The organism is Flavobacterium algicola, from assembly GCF_022399565.1.
Classification (GTDB): Bacteria; Bacteroidota; Bacteroidia; order Flavobacteriales; family Flavobacteriaceae; genus Flavobacterium; species Flavobacterium algicola.
In genome coordinates this window covers 937,751-953,785 of sequence record NZ_JAJTUT010000002.1, presented here as the reverse complement: position 1 = coordinate 953,785, position 16,035 = coordinate 937,751, and the positions used below count along the sequence as shown (strand labels likewise).

The 16,035-nt window shown below is 34.1% G+C and carries 16 protein-coding genes; 6 read left to right on the top strand and 10 right to left on the bottom strand.

Annotated features, from left to right (window positions below; genetic code table 11):
* Positions 1–66: 66 nt before the first annotated feature.
* The 5 genes from LXH21_RS10620 to LXH21_RS10600 all read left to right on the top strand — a co-directional run bounded on the left by LXH21_RS10620 (position 67) and on the right by LXH21_RS10600 (position 4,928).
* Complete coding sequence (locus tag LXH21_RS10620) at positions 67–873, top strand: enoyl-ACP reductase FabI (protein ID WP_239865562.1); 807 nt, start codon at positions 67–69, stop codon at positions 871–873.
* A gap of 109 nt (positions 874–982) precedes the next feature.
* The gene (locus tag LXH21_RS10615) at positions 983–1,987 is read left to right on the top strand and encodes a glycosyltransferase (protein ID WP_239865561.1); all 1,005 of its coding nucleotides are present in this window, start codon (positions 983–985) and stop codon (positions 1,985–1,987) included.
* On the top strand, positions 1,984–2,580 hold the full coding sequence (gene coaE, locus LXH21_RS10610) for a dephospho-CoA kinase (RefSeq protein WP_239865558.1): 597 nt from the start codon (positions 1,984–1,986) through the stop codon (positions 2,578–2,580). The genes LXH21_RS10615 and coaE overlap by 4 nt, the downstream gene beginning before the upstream one ends.
* A gap of 59 nt (positions 2,581–2,639) precedes the next feature.
* Positions 2,640–4,220 (top strand): sensor histidine kinase, encoded by a 1,581-nt coding sequence (locus LXH21_RS10605; RefSeq protein WP_239865556.1) that lies wholly within the window; start codon positions 2,640–2,642, stop codon positions 4,218–4,220.
* Between the two features lie 3 nt (positions 4,221–4,223).
* Complete coding sequence (locus LXH21_RS10600; RefSeq protein WP_239865555.1) at positions 4,224–4,928, top strand: response regulator transcription factor; 705 nt, start codon at positions 4,224–4,226, stop codon at positions 4,926–4,928.
* A gap of 383 nt (positions 4,929–5,311) precedes the next feature.
* Here the strand turns inward: LXH21_RS10600 and LXH21_RS10595 are convergent, their stop codons facing one another.
* The 9 genes from LXH21_RS10595 to LXH21_RS10555 all read right to left on the bottom strand — a co-directional run bounded on the left by LXH21_RS10595 (position 5,312) and on the right by LXH21_RS10555 (position 13,767).
* The gene (locus LXH21_RS10595; protein WP_239865554.1) at positions 5,312–5,815 is read right to left on the bottom strand and encodes a MepB family protein; all 504 of its coding nucleotides are present in this window, start codon (positions 5,813–5,815) and stop codon (positions 5,312–5,314) included.
* Positions 5,816–5,832: 17 nt separating this feature from the next.
* The gene (locus LXH21_RS10590; RefSeq protein WP_239865553.1) at positions 5,833–6,570 is read right to left on the bottom strand and encodes an acyl-[acyl-carrier-protein] thioesterase; all 738 of its coding nucleotides are present in this window, start codon (positions 6,568–6,570) and stop codon (positions 5,833–5,835) included.
* 374 nt (positions 6,571–6,944) lie between these two features.
* On the bottom strand, positions 6,945–7,868 hold the full coding sequence (gene miaA, locus LXH21_RS10585) for a tRNA (adenosine(37)-N6)-dimethylallyltransferase MiaA (protein WP_239865552.1): 924 nt from the start codon (positions 7,866–7,868) through the stop codon (positions 6,945–6,947).
* Positions 7,869–8,030: 162 nt separating this feature from the next.
* Complete coding sequence (locus LXH21_RS10580; RefSeq protein ID WP_239865551.1) at positions 8,031–8,864, bottom strand: ion transporter; 834 nt, start codon at positions 8,862–8,864, stop codon at positions 8,031–8,033.
* Positions 8,865–8,867: 3 nt separating this feature from the next.
* Complete coding sequence (locus LXH21_RS10575) at positions 8,868–10,229, bottom strand: exonuclease domain-containing protein (RefSeq protein WP_239865550.1); 1,362 nt, start codon at positions 10,227–10,229, stop codon at positions 8,868–8,870.
* 186 nt (positions 10,230–10,415) lie between these two features.
* Positions 10,416–11,075 carry a YggS family pyridoxal phosphate-dependent enzyme gene (locus LXH21_RS10570; protein ID WP_239865548.1) on the bottom strand — a complete coding sequence of 220 codons (660 nt, stop codon included), beginning with the start codon at positions 11,073–11,075 and terminating at the stop codon, positions 10,416–10,418.
* A 233-nt stretch (positions 11,076–11,308) separates the two neighbouring features.
* Complete coding sequence (locus tag LXH21_RS10565) at positions 11,309–12,199, bottom strand: 3-hydroxyacyl-CoA dehydrogenase family protein (RefSeq protein WP_239865546.1); 891 nt, start codon at positions 12,197–12,199, stop codon at positions 11,309–11,311.
* A gap of 3 nt (positions 12,200–12,202) precedes the next feature.
* Positions 12,203–12,799 carry a hypothetical protein gene (locus LXH21_RS10560; RefSeq protein WP_239865544.1) on the bottom strand — a complete coding sequence of 199 codons (597 nt, stop codon included), beginning with the start codon at positions 12,797–12,799 and terminating at the stop codon, positions 12,203–12,205.
* 2 nt (positions 12,800–12,801) lie between these two features.
* Entirely contained in the window at positions 12,802–13,767 is a 966-nt protein-coding gene (locus LXH21_RS10555; RefSeq protein WP_239865542.1) for a Gfo/Idh/MocA family protein, read from the bottom strand.
* Positions 13,768–14,156: 389 nt separating this feature from the next.
* Here LXH21_RS10555 and LXH21_RS10550 point away from each other — a divergent pair, with 389 nt between their 5' ends.
* Positions 14,157–14,798, top strand: coding sequence for a protein-L-isoaspartate(D-aspartate) O-methyltransferase (locus LXH21_RS10550; RefSeq protein WP_239865540.1), 642 nt, complete (start codon positions 14,157–14,159; stop codon positions 14,796–14,798).
* Positions 14,799–14,923: 125 nt separating this feature from the next.
* On the opposite strand, the gene LXH21_RS10545 is transcribed toward LXH21_RS10550, so the two are convergent.
* On the bottom strand, positions 14,924–15,991 hold the full coding sequence (locus tag LXH21_RS10545; RefSeq protein WP_239865538.1) for a Fic family protein: 1,068 nt from the start codon (positions 15,989–15,991) through the stop codon (positions 14,924–14,926).
* Positions 15,992–16,035: the final 44 nt, after the last annotated feature.

Genomic DNA, 16,035 nt, shown 5'->3' with positions numbered 1-16,035 from the left:
AGCGAAGAATAATTTCATCAACTCTGACGATTGTGTATTTTTGGGCTCTCACAAAAAAAGACTAACATGTACAATTTATTGAAAGGTAAAAGAGGAATTATTTTTGGCGCTTTGGACGAAAGTTCGATTGCCTGGAAAACGGCAGAACGCGTACATGAAGAGGGGGGCGTTTTTGTTCTCACCAATGCTCCGGCCTCGATACGATTGGGAAATATTAATGCTTTGGCAGAACAAACGAATTCGCAAGTGATTGCTGCAGATGCTACTTCGGTTACTGATCTGGAAAATCTTGTGGATCAAGCGGTAGAGATACTGGGCGGTAAGATCGATTTCGTTTTACACTCTATCGGAATGTCGGTCAATGTGCGCAAAGGCAATCATTATACCAACCAAAACTATGAGTTTACAGAGAAAGGTTGGAATGTTTCGGCAGTTTCTTTTCATAAAGTAATGCAGGTTTTGTACAAGAAAGATGCTATGAACGAGTGGGGGAGTATTGTAGCTTTGTCGTATATGGCCGCGCAACGTGTGTTTCCTGATTACAACGATATGGCCGATAATAAAGCATTTTTGGAATCGATAGCCCGCAGTTTTGGTTACTTTTTTGGACGTGATAAAAAGGTAAGAGTCAACACCATTTCACAATCACCTACAGCTACTCGTGCAGGTACGGGTGTAAAAGGTTTTGATGGATTTATCGCCTTTGCCGAAAAGATGTCTCCACTAGGGAACGCGACAGCAGACGACTGTGCCAATTATGCCTTGACACTTTTCTCTGATTTGACCAAGAAGGTAACCCTTCAGAATCTATTGCACGACGGTGGATTCTCGAATATGGGTGTGAGTCAAGAGGTGATGGAGATGTTTGAATAATACACTAGCTTGCAAATTACTAAAAAACACAAAAATAGAGTCGATTATCATTGGCAAGGTCTATATTTGCGCCTTGCTATAAATTCTGTTTAATCCCAATTGCACTGTTATGCTATTTTCATTAATTATACCGGTCTATAATCGTCCTGATGAAGTCGATGAACTTTTGGAAAGTTTGGCCAAATCAACTTATCAACATGACTTTGAAGTGGTATTGGTTGAAGATGGTTCAGCGCTTCCGTGTCTTGAAGTTGCCAATAAGTATGTGGGTCAGTTGAATATTTCGTACTTTTTTAAAGAGAATTCAGGACCTGGTGATTCAAGAAATTACGGAATGAGAAAAGCGAAAGGTGATTATTTTATCATCTTTGATTCTGATTGCATTATTCCAGCTCAGTATCTGAATGAGGTCGAAAAAGCATTAAACAAAGATTTTGTAGATTGTTTTGGTGGTCCAGATGCTGCGCTTGATAGTTTTTCGAGTGTTCAGAAAGCTATTAATTTTACTATGACTTCCTTTTTAACTACAGGCGGAATACGTGGTGGTTCTGAAAAAATCGGAAAGTTCCAACCTCGTAGTTTCAATATGGGGTTGTCGCGCAAAGCATTTGAAGCATCAAAAGGTTTCGGAAACATTCATCCCGGTGAAGATCCCGATTTATCCATTCGATTATGGAAAATGGGTTTTGAAACACGATTGTTTACTGAGGCTTATGTGTACCACAAACGCCGAATAGATTGGGATAAATTTACAGTGCAAGTGAGTAAATTTGGAAAAGCGAGACCGATATTAAATAGTTGGTATCCTAAATATACCAAATTGACTTTTTTATTTCCTTCCTTATTTGTGATAGGTTTTTTTACTGCTGTAATTCTATTACTTTTTAACAATGATTATTTTTTATTACTATATTTAGTATATTTCGTTTTAATATTCCTGGTGTCAACTATCAAAAATAAAAGTGTTTTAATTGGTTACTTATCTGTAATAGCGGCTTGGAAACAATTTTTTGGCTATGGTTTGGGTTTTATAAAATCCTATTACAAAGTCATACTATTAAAACAAAAACCAGAAGTGGCTTTCCCAGAATTATTCTTTAAAAAACACATATGACAAAAACAATTGGATTGACAGGTGGTATAGGTAGCGGCAAGACAACAATTGCACACTATTTTCAATCCAAGGGGATTCCGATTTACATCGCAGATGATGAGGCACGAATAATTATGCAATCAGAAGCGATAATTGAGGCAATCAAAAATAGTTTTGGAAAAGATCTTTTTGAGAATAATGTACTGAATAGACAAAAATTGGCAGAAATTGTGTTTAACGATGCTGACCAATTAAAGCGCCTTAATGGCATTGTTCATCCCGCAGTAAAAAATCATTTTAAAGAATGGTTACAAACAAAAAGCCATTGTCAATTTATTATTTATGAGTCGGCCGTTCTTTTTGAAAATGATAGTTATAAAAATTTTGACTATATTATTGCTGTTACAGCACCTCTAGAGGAGCGTATACAGCGTGTCATTGCTCGTGACGCTACTACAAGAGAGCAAATACAACAACGCATCGTCGCGCAATGGACAGATGAACAACGCGTTTCTAAAAGTGATTATGTGATCGAAAACTCTAATCTCGAGACTGCAAAACGTAAAGTTGACGAAATTCTTAAAATTTTAGAGATTAAACAAAAAGAGTCTTAAATGTTAATCTTTGGTTAATGCATATTTAACTATACTGTTAAAATCTTAATTTTGATGCGATGAATAAAATGTTTTTTAGATTATTGGTTTTAATGATGAGTATGTCCTTAATTGGGATAATACTTGTACAAGTGTATTGGTTTAATACCTCATTTAAGAACAACGATGAGCAATTTAAATTCCACGTAAAGCAAGTTTTGGGTAATGTAGCCGATAAATTGCAAAAACAAGAAGCATATAGTTTTTATGCAAAATACAATCAATACAAAGATAGTACAGGTAAAATTCCTGAAAAAGATGACTTATTAGAGTTTTCATACATTCAGAGGAATCCAAAAACGAATGAAACCATTATTTATACAAATAGCTTAGTATCTGAAGATTATAATATTTCAGCTTCAATATTTGATAAAAAATTTAATACCGATAAGTTTAAAAACTTTAGCAGTCGCAGAACAACTGAGGTTTACAATCAAAACGGAATTGATAAGTCGGGTTTACAACAAAGCTTAACACCAGATGTAAAAATACAGAAGAGTGGTAATCTAGATATTTTAGACAATGCCCAATTTGAAATATTTTTTAAAGACATTGCCTCGGTAATGCCAATAAATGAAAGAATTTCTGGAGATAAGCTAGAAAAATTAATCAAAAAGGAATTAGAGCAATATGGAGTTAATACCAAATTTGAATATTCGATATTCAATAATGGTGTTCAAACAAAAATATTGTCAAAAGGATTTTCACATAAAGAGGAGGGATATTCTATTCCGATTTTTACAGATAATGAAGGAAACGAAAAGTATAAGTTATTTATAACATTTCCTTACAAAAAGAAGTTCTTATTATCAGAGTTGGTAAGTATCACAATTCTTTCGATCATATTTACGTTAATCATCGTAATTGCTTACAGCAGTGCTTTGAATCAATTAATAAGACAACGTCAAATTTCGGAAATCAAAACCGATTTTATTAATAATATGACGCACGAGTTCAAAACACCTATCGCTACAATTAATCTAGCGTTAGATGCCATACGAAACCCGAAGATCATTGACGATAAAGAAAAGGTATTCAAGTACTTGCAAATGATACGTGATGAGAACAAGCGTATGCATGCTCAAGTAGAGAATGTGTTGCGAATCTCAAAACTAGAGAAGAAAGAATTAGATATAGAAAAAGAATCTACTAACATAGATGAAGTAATTGAAGATGCAATTGAGCATGTAAGCTTGATTCTTGAAGATAGAGAAGGGTCGATTACTAGTCACCTAGATGCAAATCGCAACTGCGTATTGGTAAACGAAGGGCATTTTACAAATGTTATTGTAAACATTTTAGAAAATGCAATTAAATACTCTCCTGAAGCTCCTGTTATTGATATTTACACAGAAAATATCAAAGACATGATTTTGATAAAAATTCAAGATAAAGGTTTAGGAATGAGTAAAGTGGCTCAAAAAAGAGTCTTTGAAAAGTTTTATAGAGAACATACGGGTGATATCCACAATGTAAAAGGCCACGGTCTAGGATTAGCGTATGTGAAAAGAATAGTTGAAGACCATAATGGTCAAGTTTATGTAGAAAGTGAAAAGGGAAAAGGAAGTACCTTTATAATAAAAATACCCCTAATAAATTAAGATATGGAAAGTGTAAATAAAAGAATACTCTTGGTGGAGGACGATTTGAATTTTGGAGCCGTTCTAAAAGATTATTTAATGCTAAATGACTTTGATGTTACCTTAGCTAAAAATGGTATGGAAGGTTTTGAAAAATTTAAGAAAGACGCGTATGATTTGTGTATTCTTGATGTTATGATGCCTTACAAAGATGGTTATACATTGGCAAAGGAAATTAGAGAAAAAAATAGCGAAGTGCCTATTATTTTCTTGACAGCTAAGTCAATGAAAGAAGATGTATTGAAAGGGTACAAAGCAGGAGCAGATGATTACTTAAATAAGCCATTTGATTCTGAAGTGTTGTTGATGAAAATCAAAGCAATCATTCAAAGAAAATCTTCAGATGTAAAACCAGAACAAGTACAGTTTGAGTTTAATGTTGGTAAATTCCACTTGAATTCAAAACTTCGTTTCTTGAATATAGAAGGGCAAGAGCAAATCAAATTATCTCCAAAAGAGAACGAGTTGTTAAAAATGTTGATTCTTCACGAAAATGACTTAATGCCGAGAGAATTGGCCTTGACAAAAATTTGGAGAGATGATAATTACTTTACTTCTCGTAGTATGGATGTTTACATCGCAAAATTACGTAAATATTTAAAATTAGACGAAAATGTTGAAATCCTAAACATTCACGGTGAAGGATTTAGATTAGTAGTTAAAAAATAATACGCAGTGCATTTATCTGCACAAAGAAGCTTCGAGAAATCGAGGCTTTTTTTATGGAAACTATTTCCTGCTTTCCGCTGCAAGATTTCTCATAAAAGCGTCCATTTCTATTAGTGTAGCAAGAGCTTCCGTTGGTCGCTTTCCTACACTAAGAAATGGGCGCTTTTATTTCAAAACGCTTTCCACTTCAATCAGGGTTAGGAGTTAGGAATTTAAGAATGATAATTTATATAGTGAAGAGGGATTTTTTTATAGGTTCGTGCAAACAACCACAATTGTCTTTATTAGATTGAATTGATTTGCATTAATATTATCTTCAAAATTACTAATAGCAACATCTGCTGATTTTGAAACAATTAATTTAAATAGACAGCTATAAGGTATTATAAATCAATTTGTAATAACTTATTTAATTTATCTGTATCGATACGATTATCATGAGGTAAACTAATAAAAAAATGGGATTGCCACAGCTGAGTTTTCTGTGCTTGATTATTGGTAATTGTACTCCAAGGTGGATATATTCTAAAACCTCGTTTACCATCTCTAAAATCATCAGATAAAATTTTGTTATGATGCAAGACAGTTTTAGGGAATATAAAAACACCGAAATTGCTCCCTTCTCTAGTAGCTATTAAACAGTAGTCGAATTTATCTGAAAGTTCGTATGCTGCAGTTATTCCGCTTACATTACGTTTCCACAATGTAACAAACTGCCCTGTTTTGGTTGGAGTAATTTTTGCGGTTCTAAATTTTACTGTAAAATTACCAAGTTCAAAAGAATGTGCAGAGTATGCTTTACTCTCTGATTCTGCTACGACATGCGAAAGCTCCAATCCAATAGATTTGAATAGTAAATCTTTAATGATTTGGAGCTCCTGATGCATAAGATAATTATTTAGAATTACAGGTTGAGTTGTAATGCAAAACAGTTTTTATTTTCTTTTGTTATACTAAAAACAATTGATTCGTCAGAGATATTTTCGTGTATCATTACAAGATCACGCAGAGAAAGTTCTTTCATGAAATTCATTTCAAAACTCTTAATTTTCTGATTCAAAATAATTTTCTCATCTACGACGTCCATACACCATTCTAGGTACTTCACGTGATTCACATGATTTACAATATCCAAATCAGATAAAATTACCTTCTTTTCAAAAACTTCTTCTTTTTCGGGGTCAATTACGATTTTAGAAAAACTTTCTTCGGTAGCTTTCATCTCTGGAAACAGCTCAAAGTGTTCGTGATCCAAAGCTAGTGCTTCAGGACGACGTTTTACCGTATTGAAAACGGCCCAAAAAGTTTCACCTCCGATAATTTTCTCTCCGTTAAGGTAAATTTCTAACGCTCGAATCGAACGAGAGTTTTCTAAGGTGTTAATCCAAGTCTTTACAACTACTTTATCCTTCCACCTTGGCAATGCTTTAATTTCGATGCGCATGCGGCTTAAAACCCATGCTTGATTGAACTCTTGCATGTCTGTAAAGCTTATTCCGCCTAAATCAGCATGAGTAGAAGCTGTTAGTTGTAAGAGATTGCATAATTCGGTATATTTCAAATGCCCAGAAGGTAGGCATTGTGTAAAATTGATTTCGTATTCTTTTTCTAATATAGAAGAAAAGTTAGGTTCTAGTGGCATTTCTGAGTGCTATTCGGTTTTTGATTGATAAAGTAAATCTGTACTTATATCGCATTAGGTTCATATTATTGCTGTCTGCAAAAATAGTGAAAACAAATCATTTTGACTGATTTTCTTTCACAGATTTAATAGAAAATCTTTATTCTGTTAAATTATTCGAACCATATTGTAGTATATAATGGTTTAAATTTAAAAAAAAATATATATCGAGAGGGATTGTATGGATGAATTTTTGAAGATTTATAATAGCTACCAGCTGCACCAACTTATGCAAATACTGAATTGAGTACTTTGAATAAATTTTTAATAAAATTGAGACATGTAAATTATCGCAATTACTATCATGATTGCAATTGCTTCATAATACTTAATTTCTATTCTTTCATTTGACTAGTTATATAACTGATGATTACTGGTACTGGCGTTTCAAAATCGAACCATTTCGTATTTTCATCTCGCTTAAACCAAGTGAGTTGCCTTTTTGCAAATCGACGTGTATTTTTCTTAATTTCTTCTACAGCAAAATCCAAAGTAATCTCTTTAACAAAGTATTGAAATAACTCTCTGTAACCGACAGTCTGCAAAGCATTTAAGTCCTTTTTTGGAAATAATGTTTTGGCTTCATTTAAGAGACCTTCGTTCATCATAATATCAACGCGCTGGTTGATACGGTTGTACATTACAGATCGTTCTGCTTCAAGTCCAATGAGTAGAGGAGTAAAAGAACGTTGGTTCTTTTTTTGATTTAAAAAAGAGGAGTATGGCTTTTGGGAACCTATACAAACCTCGATAAAGCGCATCATGCGCTGTGGGTTCATCAATGTTTGTGGGTTCTCTTTGCTGAGGATTTCAAAATAATTAGGATCTAAAATTTTTAACTGTTCTTGCAAATAGCCAATTCCAAGCTTTTCATACTTGTCATTAATAGCAGTTCGTACTGCGCCATCAATTTCAGGAAAGGAGTCAAAGCCTTTTAAAATTGCATTTACATACAAGCCTGAGCCACCAACGAGCACAACATAATCATTTGTTTGAAACAGTTCCTCTATTTTTGCAATCGCTTCCTTTTCGTAATCACCTACGGTATAATTTTCCAAAATAGATTTATTTTGAATAAAATGATGATTTGCTGCGGTTAGTTCTTTTTCATTTGGTACTGCGGTACCTATTGTCATCTCTTTAAAAAACTGACGGCTATCGCAAGATACTATGTCGCACTTAAAATGTTGTGCAAAATGTATGCTCAAGGCAGTTTTGCCGATTGCTGTTGGGCCGATAATAGTGATTAGGTACTTCATGCTTTTTGTTTTAGCCCAGATAGAAACGAAAACCCCGGACGGCTGCAAGTTAGTATTTCTTGACATAAAAGAGCGCCTTTATAAGCTCCTTTTATGGCTTAGAAATACAAGTTGTAGCAGGAGGAGTTGTAGTGTATAGCTGGAAATAGCTCTAAATATATCTTAAATGTCTAGAGTATGCCCACATTTGTGACAAAAGTTAGCGTTTTGTGGGTAATCATCTGTTCCGCAACCCGGACAAGGTGTTTCGGGATGTGCGCTAGTTTTTTGATGTGATTTAGCAATTTCAGCAGTTACGATTCCGGTAGGTACTGCAATGATTCCGTACCCTAAAATCATAACAAAAGAAGCGATAAACTGACCGAAAGGTGTGATAGGAGAGATGTCTCCATAACCAACTGTAGTTAGGGTTACAATTGTCCAGTAAATACCAGCAGGAATACTTGTAAAGCCGCTCTCGCTGCCTTCAACTACGTACATGATTGATCCAATGATGATGGTTATGATCAGAACGAAGTAGATAAATACTATAATTTTACCGCGACTAGCGTTGATAGCACGCTTTAATTGCACCGATTGACTATTAAATTGTGGGTGATTTAGAATTTTGAATAATCGCAAAAGACGCAATGCACGAACAACGGTAAAAACATTTGATCCTACAAGTACCAAACTTAAATACATGGGGAATATGGATAAAAAATCTATGATTCCGTAGAAACTAAAGATATATTTCCAGGGTTTACTAATACTGATAATTCGCATTAGGTATTCGATTGTAAAGAAGACCGTAATAATCCATTCTAGAGTTATAAGCTGAGAATGGTATTTAAAATTAAATTCTGCCACGGTTTCCATCATTACCAGAAGCACGCTTAACAGAATCAAGCCGAGTAAAACCAGATCAAATAAGCGTCCCGCCTTGGTGCTAGTACCATAAATGATGATATAAGTACGCTGTTTGAGTAGAGCAAATTTTGATTTAATATCTGGCATCCTCTAGAATTTTTTTATTTTGTGAGTTTTACTTTTCTTGAGATAGGATTGTAATGTGTGTTTTGTGTCCCGATTGTTTGGCATCGGAATTAAGATGTTTTTTAAAATATCAATATTGGTGATTTGGTAATTTAAGTCATAAAAAGCATATCCTTTTAATTGTCCGTTTTCGATTAATATAGCAGAGCGTTCGCTTACTGATCTTCCACGGTCGATAATCACCATATTAGTGTTGTCAAAATTATTTTTTTCGATGAACTTCTTTACTCGTTCGTTGTATTCAACTGCTGTAACTTCCCCTATGCAAGCACCATCACATTCCTTAATCTTATGCTTGAAGCAAGCTGCTTTAGTTGCATATAAACCAGTGAATTTTTGGCACAATTGATAATCATCTGTGATGCGAAAAAGAGCATTCTTACCATCGGTTTCGTTATTATAAGAACTAACTTCTTTTTTACGTCCGTCTGTTTTTCTAAGTTTTAAATTTAGGTATCCGTTATTGTCTTTTTCCGAGTAAATAGACCAGGGCAACGTATTGCGACGCGGAATACGATTGTAAACCGGACGATTGGTTTTTACTGCCTCTGTCTCTTTTAGTGTTGCTATTAATTCGTTTCCAGTTTCCTCAAAAGTGACTTCAAAAACCTCTTTTTGTATTTTCTTTGCTGTATTGGTAATACCAGTGAATACTTGATTAACGCGTTTTTTTATGTTTCGGCTTTTACCTATGTTGATAATGTTTCCTTCTTTGTTATGTATGTAGAAAATTCCAGTTTTAGCAGGTAGCTTATTTATTATGTCTTGAAGTTTGGGTGCAATTCCTTTTTCGATCTCCATTTTAATAAAATCTTTGACAATTTTTTTCTCCACATCCTTTTCAAGTAACATCTTAAAAAGTTTGACTGTCGCCAGTGCATCACCACTCGCACGATGCCTGTCGGTTACGGGGATGCCTAATGCTCGCACTAGTTTGCCAAGACTGTACGAAGGTTGGTCTGGAATAAGGTTTTTGGCCAATTCTACCGTGCAAATAGTTTTAGATTGAAAATCATATCCTAGGCGACGAAATTCTGTACGAAGGATGCGGTAGTCAAAACTAGCATTATGAGCCACTACAACGCAGCCTTCGGTTATTTCTACGATGCGTTTGGCTACCTCGTGAAACTTAGGAGCCGATTTTAGCATGGCGTTATTGATTCCGGTAAGCTGAACCACAAAAGGCTGAATCGGAATTTCAGGATTAACAAGACTTATAAATTGATCCACGACCTCGTGACCGTCAAATTTATAAATTGCGATTTCTGTAATTCCTTCTTCATTGAACTGTCCTCCAGTTGTTTCTATGTCAAGTATTGCGTACAAAATAGGTGTTCTGTTATAAATAAATTAATTATGCAATTTCAATGGGTTCAATTTTAACATCAAATAATCAATATCAAATTTCAATAAAGCCATTTGCAATGTAGCGAAGCGTTTTCACCACCATTGTTACTTTTTTATGGAAATTTTATATTGCCCCCTATCATTGTATTTTTGAAATTGTACTAGTTACCTGCCGCCAAAGATACTACTTCCGATTCGAACCATATTGCTACCGCATTCGATAGCTAACGGGTAATCGCCCGACATTCCCATAGAAATTGTTTTGAAGTTGCTATGTGCAGGATTTAAAGCTTTTAAGTTCTCAAATATTGATTTTAAATGTGTGAATTCCTTTTTTACCTGATTTTGATTATCAGTAAATGTGGCCATTCCCATAACACCTAATATTTGTACATTCTTAAGTGCAGCAAAATCGTTTGAAGTTAGTAATTCAATACCTTCTTTTTCATCAAGACCAAATTTTGTTTCTTCCTCAGCAATATGAAATTGCAAAAGACAATCGATTACTCTGTTATTTTTTTCAGCTTGTTTGTCGATTTCTTTTAAAAGTTTAAAGCTATCAACTCCATGAATCAAGCTAACAAATGGCGCCATGTATTTGACTTTATTTGTTTGCACGTGACCAATCATGTGCCACTGAATATCCTTTGGCATTTCTTCCCACTTATCCGCCATTTCTTGGATTTTATTCTCTCCAAAAATACGTTGACCTGCATTGTATGCTACTGTTAAGTCGCTTACAGGTTTAGTTTTAGATACTGCAACCAAAGTAACAGTTTTAGGTAATGTAGTTGTTATGTTTTGTAAATTGTCTGCTATGTTCATAGGTCTAAATTATATTTTCTATGCCGTTAAATGGAAAGAAGTTTTACAATTGAAAGCTTTTTACTTCAATTATAGAATGTTCAGTTTCTGTGCTTCCTTCGTAAAAATAGGAATAGAAAAGGAGATAAACGAATTATTACGAATTAAGATAAAAACAATTTCTATCGGTGCTTTTCCCGCAGCAAAATTTTATAGTATTTAGTGTCTGTAACAGTAAATAATAAGATTCTATACTATTTAGAAAATTGTTTCGAAACTATTTCTGCTTTTTTACTGCTCTTGTAATCATAGAAACCTTCTCCAGATTTCACACCCAATTTCTTTGCATTGACCATATTGACAAGTAGGGGGCAAGGAGCATATTTTGGATTTTTAAATCCATCATGCATGACATTTAAAATCGAAAGACATACATCGAGACCAATAAAATCTGCCAATTGTAGCGGGCCCATAGGATGGCTCATACCAAGTTTCATCACTGCATCAATTTCTAAAACGCCTGCGACTTGATTGTAAAGCGTTTCTATAGCCTCATTGATCATCGGCATCAAAATTCGGTTGGCTACAAATCCTGGATAATCTTGAACTGTTACAGGTGATTTTTGTAGTTTTTTGGCCAACGCCAATGTGATATCAACCACTTCATTACTAGTATCGTACCCTTTAATAATTTCGATCAAAGGCATTAGCGGTACAGGGTTCATAAAATGCATTCCGATTACACGATCGGGATGCGCAACTACGGCTGCAATTTGCGTTATTGAGATAGAAGAAGTATTTGTTGCAAAAATGGTGTTATGAGGACATAGATCATTTAATTGTTTAAAAATTTTCAGCTTTAAATCTAGGTTTTCAGTTGCTGCTTCAATGACAAAATCAACTCCTGTAACACCGTCCTTCATATCGGTATAGGTAATAATATTGGTAATTGTTTTAGCAAAATCATCAGCGCTGATAGTTCCTTTGGTAATCATTCGATTCAGATTATTGGCAATAGTGTCCATAGCTTGGTCCAATGCTTTCTCTGATACATCAATTAATTTGACTACAAAACCATTTTGCGCAAATGTATGTGCAATACCATTGCCCATCGTTCCTGCGCCAATTACTGCTACTGTTTTCATAACTTATATTCTGGGGTTAAAATTGGTATATCGATCCAGATCATCCTTAAATACTTCATATTCAGATTCAGTAATGTATTTACTGGTATACAACCATAAAATTCTTTCTTCTTGAACATATGTAGGAATAATTGGGTCGATTTTTAAATATTTATTTTTAAAAAACTGATTACGATGCTTGAAAATTGACTTAATAAACAACTCAATTTGATCTGCATTTTGCTTGGTTTTTATAAAATATAAAATTTTACTCGAGGCAATATGCTTTTCTTCGTAACCTTTATTGACTTCATTAAATACTAAAAATAGAGGTAATGATAATGAGAGTACAATCAAATAAAAATAAATTAAATTATAGGAGTAGTATTCAAAAAAGATGCAAAGTGCAAATATAATATTGAAAAAAAAGGAGATATAAAGCAGTGCTACATTTTTATCTCCTTTTACTCGAATAGTATAGGTTTCATCTTTGATTTCCTCAAATGGAATTTTATACTCTAATTTATGTTGCGTCGTATTTAGAATAGCAAGAATCCCGTCTTCTACCAATTCAAAATTCTGTGATTGACCTTTGAATTTAATATCCAGTCGATTAGACATCTTTATTTTTTAAAGCAATCAATGATTTGATACGCTATTCGCAACGCTTCTGTAGCTTGTTCAAGTGTAACTACTGGCTCTGTATCATTTACAACTGCATCTGCAAAACTCTCCAATTCATCCAAAATTGCGTTGTTTTGATTCACATCAGGATTAGAAAAATAGATTTGTTTTTTAACACCTTCGGCATTTTGTAAAATCATATCAAAATCACCAGGATTTTCTGGTGCGTCTTTCATTTTTACCACTTCACATTTTTTCTCCAAGAAATCTACAGAGATGTATGCATCTTTTTGAAAAAAGCGACTTTTACGCATGTTCTTCAATGAAATACGACTTGCCGTTAAGTTAGCAACACATCCATTTTCAAATTCTAAACGTGCGTTGGCAATATCTGGAGTTTCACTTATGACAGATATTCCACTAGCAGAGATATTCTTAACAGGTGAATTTACAACACTCAAAATAGCATCAATATCATGAATCATCAAATCCAAAACTACGGGAACATCAGTTCCACGAGGATTAAATTCCGCCAAACGATGTGTTTCTATAAACATCGGGTTTTCGATCATATTTTTCGTTGCGATAAAGGCAGGGTTAAAGCGCTCAACATGACCAACTTGCCCTTTAACGTTGTATTCTTTTGCAAGTGCAATAATTTCTTCAGCTTCAGCAACCGTATTTGAAATTGGTTTTTCGATAAAAACATGCTTACCTGATTTAATTGCTGCACGTGCGCACTTGTAATGCGATAGTGTAGGGGTAACAATATCAATCACATCCACTGCGTGAATTAATTTGGCAATGGTCTCAAAATGCTTGTATCCAAATTCCTTTGAAATCTTCTCCGCATTTTCTTGATTAGGGTCATAAAAACCCACCAATTCATATTTCTCAGATTGTTGTAATAATCGCAAATGTATTTTTCCTAAGTGACCAGCACCCAATACTCCAATTTTCAGCATAATGATGTAATTTCTACAAAAATAAGAATTATAAACTAACATCAAAGGGCAAATCATGACAAATATTGACTGTAATTGTTTTCATTTCTTAATTATATTGGGCGTGCCACCAACCATAAAAAAGAGCCAACTTTCTAGGCGCTTATGAGCTCTTTTTTATAGTTGCTGTCGTGCTATCCGCGCTACTTCGGTAGCTAGCTTCTATCACTCACGCGGGCTACTTACAATAGCAGTTTTTATTGACTGACTTAAAGTTTATATATCTCAATGAATCCCAATCGCTTATATCTCACCTGAAAAATATCTGCCAATTGTTCAAAACGACTTTCAATTGGAGTCCATAAATTAGAAATTGTTTTCTATTTTTGCCAAAATATAAATACCTCACATTGAAAGACACTGCCAAACATCAAGGACTTAGAAATCAATTAGTAAACGTTTTACAAGAAAAAGGAATTACAGATAAAAATGTTCTGGAAGCAATCAAAAAGATTCCAAGACATTTATTTTTAAATTCTAGTTTTGAAGATTACGCTTATCAAGACAAAGCATTTCCTATTGCTGCGGGGCAAACAATTTCGCAACCTTATACGGTTGCTTTTCAGTCACAATTATTAGAAATTAAAAAAGATCATAAAATTTTAGAAATTGGTACAGGTTCAGGTTATCAAACTGCTGTACTGTGTTTGATGGGAGCTAAGGTTTTTAGTGTAGAACGACAAAATGAATTATTCAGACAAACTTCTACTTTATTACCTAAATTAGGTATTCGTCCCAAGCATCTAACCTTTGGTGACGGATACAAGGGTTTACCAGGATTTGCGCCCTTTGATAGTATTATTGTAACTGCAGGAGCACCTTTTATACCACAGCCATTAATGGCACAATTAAAAATAGGAGGAAGGTTGGTCATTCCGCTAGGAGATACAGTGCAAATAATGACATTACTCATCCGAATCAATGAGACTCAGTTTGAGCGACACGAATTGGGAGAATGCAAATTTGTACCTTTGTTAGAAGATAAAAATTAAAGAGTAATTCTCAAACACGCAAATCAAAGAATTAGACAAGTAATCTTCTGATAATAGTAGATAATTTTATAATCTAGAAATGATTGTATAAAACAAGAAAACCATTCGTGTAGCGAATGGTTTTCTTATTTTGTGACATTTGCAATATAATGTTCCAAGGAATTTTTTTCAACCTCTGCAATAAAGAGCTGAAAGTCTTCATCGTCTTTGGTTGCTAATGCTTTTTCTATGGCTTTGTAATAATTCGCTTTAGTCGCATCATCTCCTTTAATAGTAGCAATAGTATATCCATGCTGTACTAAAATCGAATTCATTATCAAGCGAATAGTTTTTCCATTTCCGTCAGCAAATGGGTGTATATGCGACAAACGCTCATGTATCTTAGCCGCCAAAAGTACGGGGTGCAGTTTGCTTTTATTCATTTCATACCAAATCAAACATTCCTCCATATCTTTGGCGATTTCTTGAGGAGCTGAAGTTGAATAGCTATTTGCTTCGTTAACTAGAATTTCTTTCCTATAAGAACCAGCCACGGACGGATTGATACCCCGCAAAATCAAATTATGAATCGTTAATACTTCTTTTTCATTCAAAGAAGTTTTGTCTTCTAAATTTTTCAAGTGTGCAATTGCTTCTTGATGATTGATAGCCTCAAGATGTTCTCGCATACTTTTACCCGAGATAGTCATACCTTTTGTAATAACCATTTCTGTTTCACTTTGGGTCAGTGTATTGCCATCCAAGCGATTGCTTTCAAAAGTGTAATTAATTTCGATAGCTTTCCTTACCATTGCAACATCCGATGGCAGAAGATTGTCTCGTTTTTGTTTTAAAATATCAATCTCATTTAGTAACTGTTGCAGTGCTCTCGAAATAGTGGTAGTGCTTGCATTTCTTAAATATTTAATTTCATCTTCAGCTTCTTTTATGGCTTTTAAAGCTAAAGGTTCATCTCCAATTTCATATAAAATTTTTTCTTTTAACCAGGCCACCATTAAGGTATCATAGTTAATTTCTAATAAAGTAGAGAGTTTTAAAATTTGTTCTTTGGTAGGCTTTCGAGCGCCACTTTCAAATTTGCTAATCAAAGCTTGGTCAATGCTTGCCAATTGCGCCAGCTCTCTAGTTTTTATACCACGCTGCTCTCTAGCAATCTTAAGTAGATTTTTCATTTTTATTATAAAAGTTGTCATGACATTTTAAGTCATGCTATTTCGACAAAAAAAAAACATTGTTT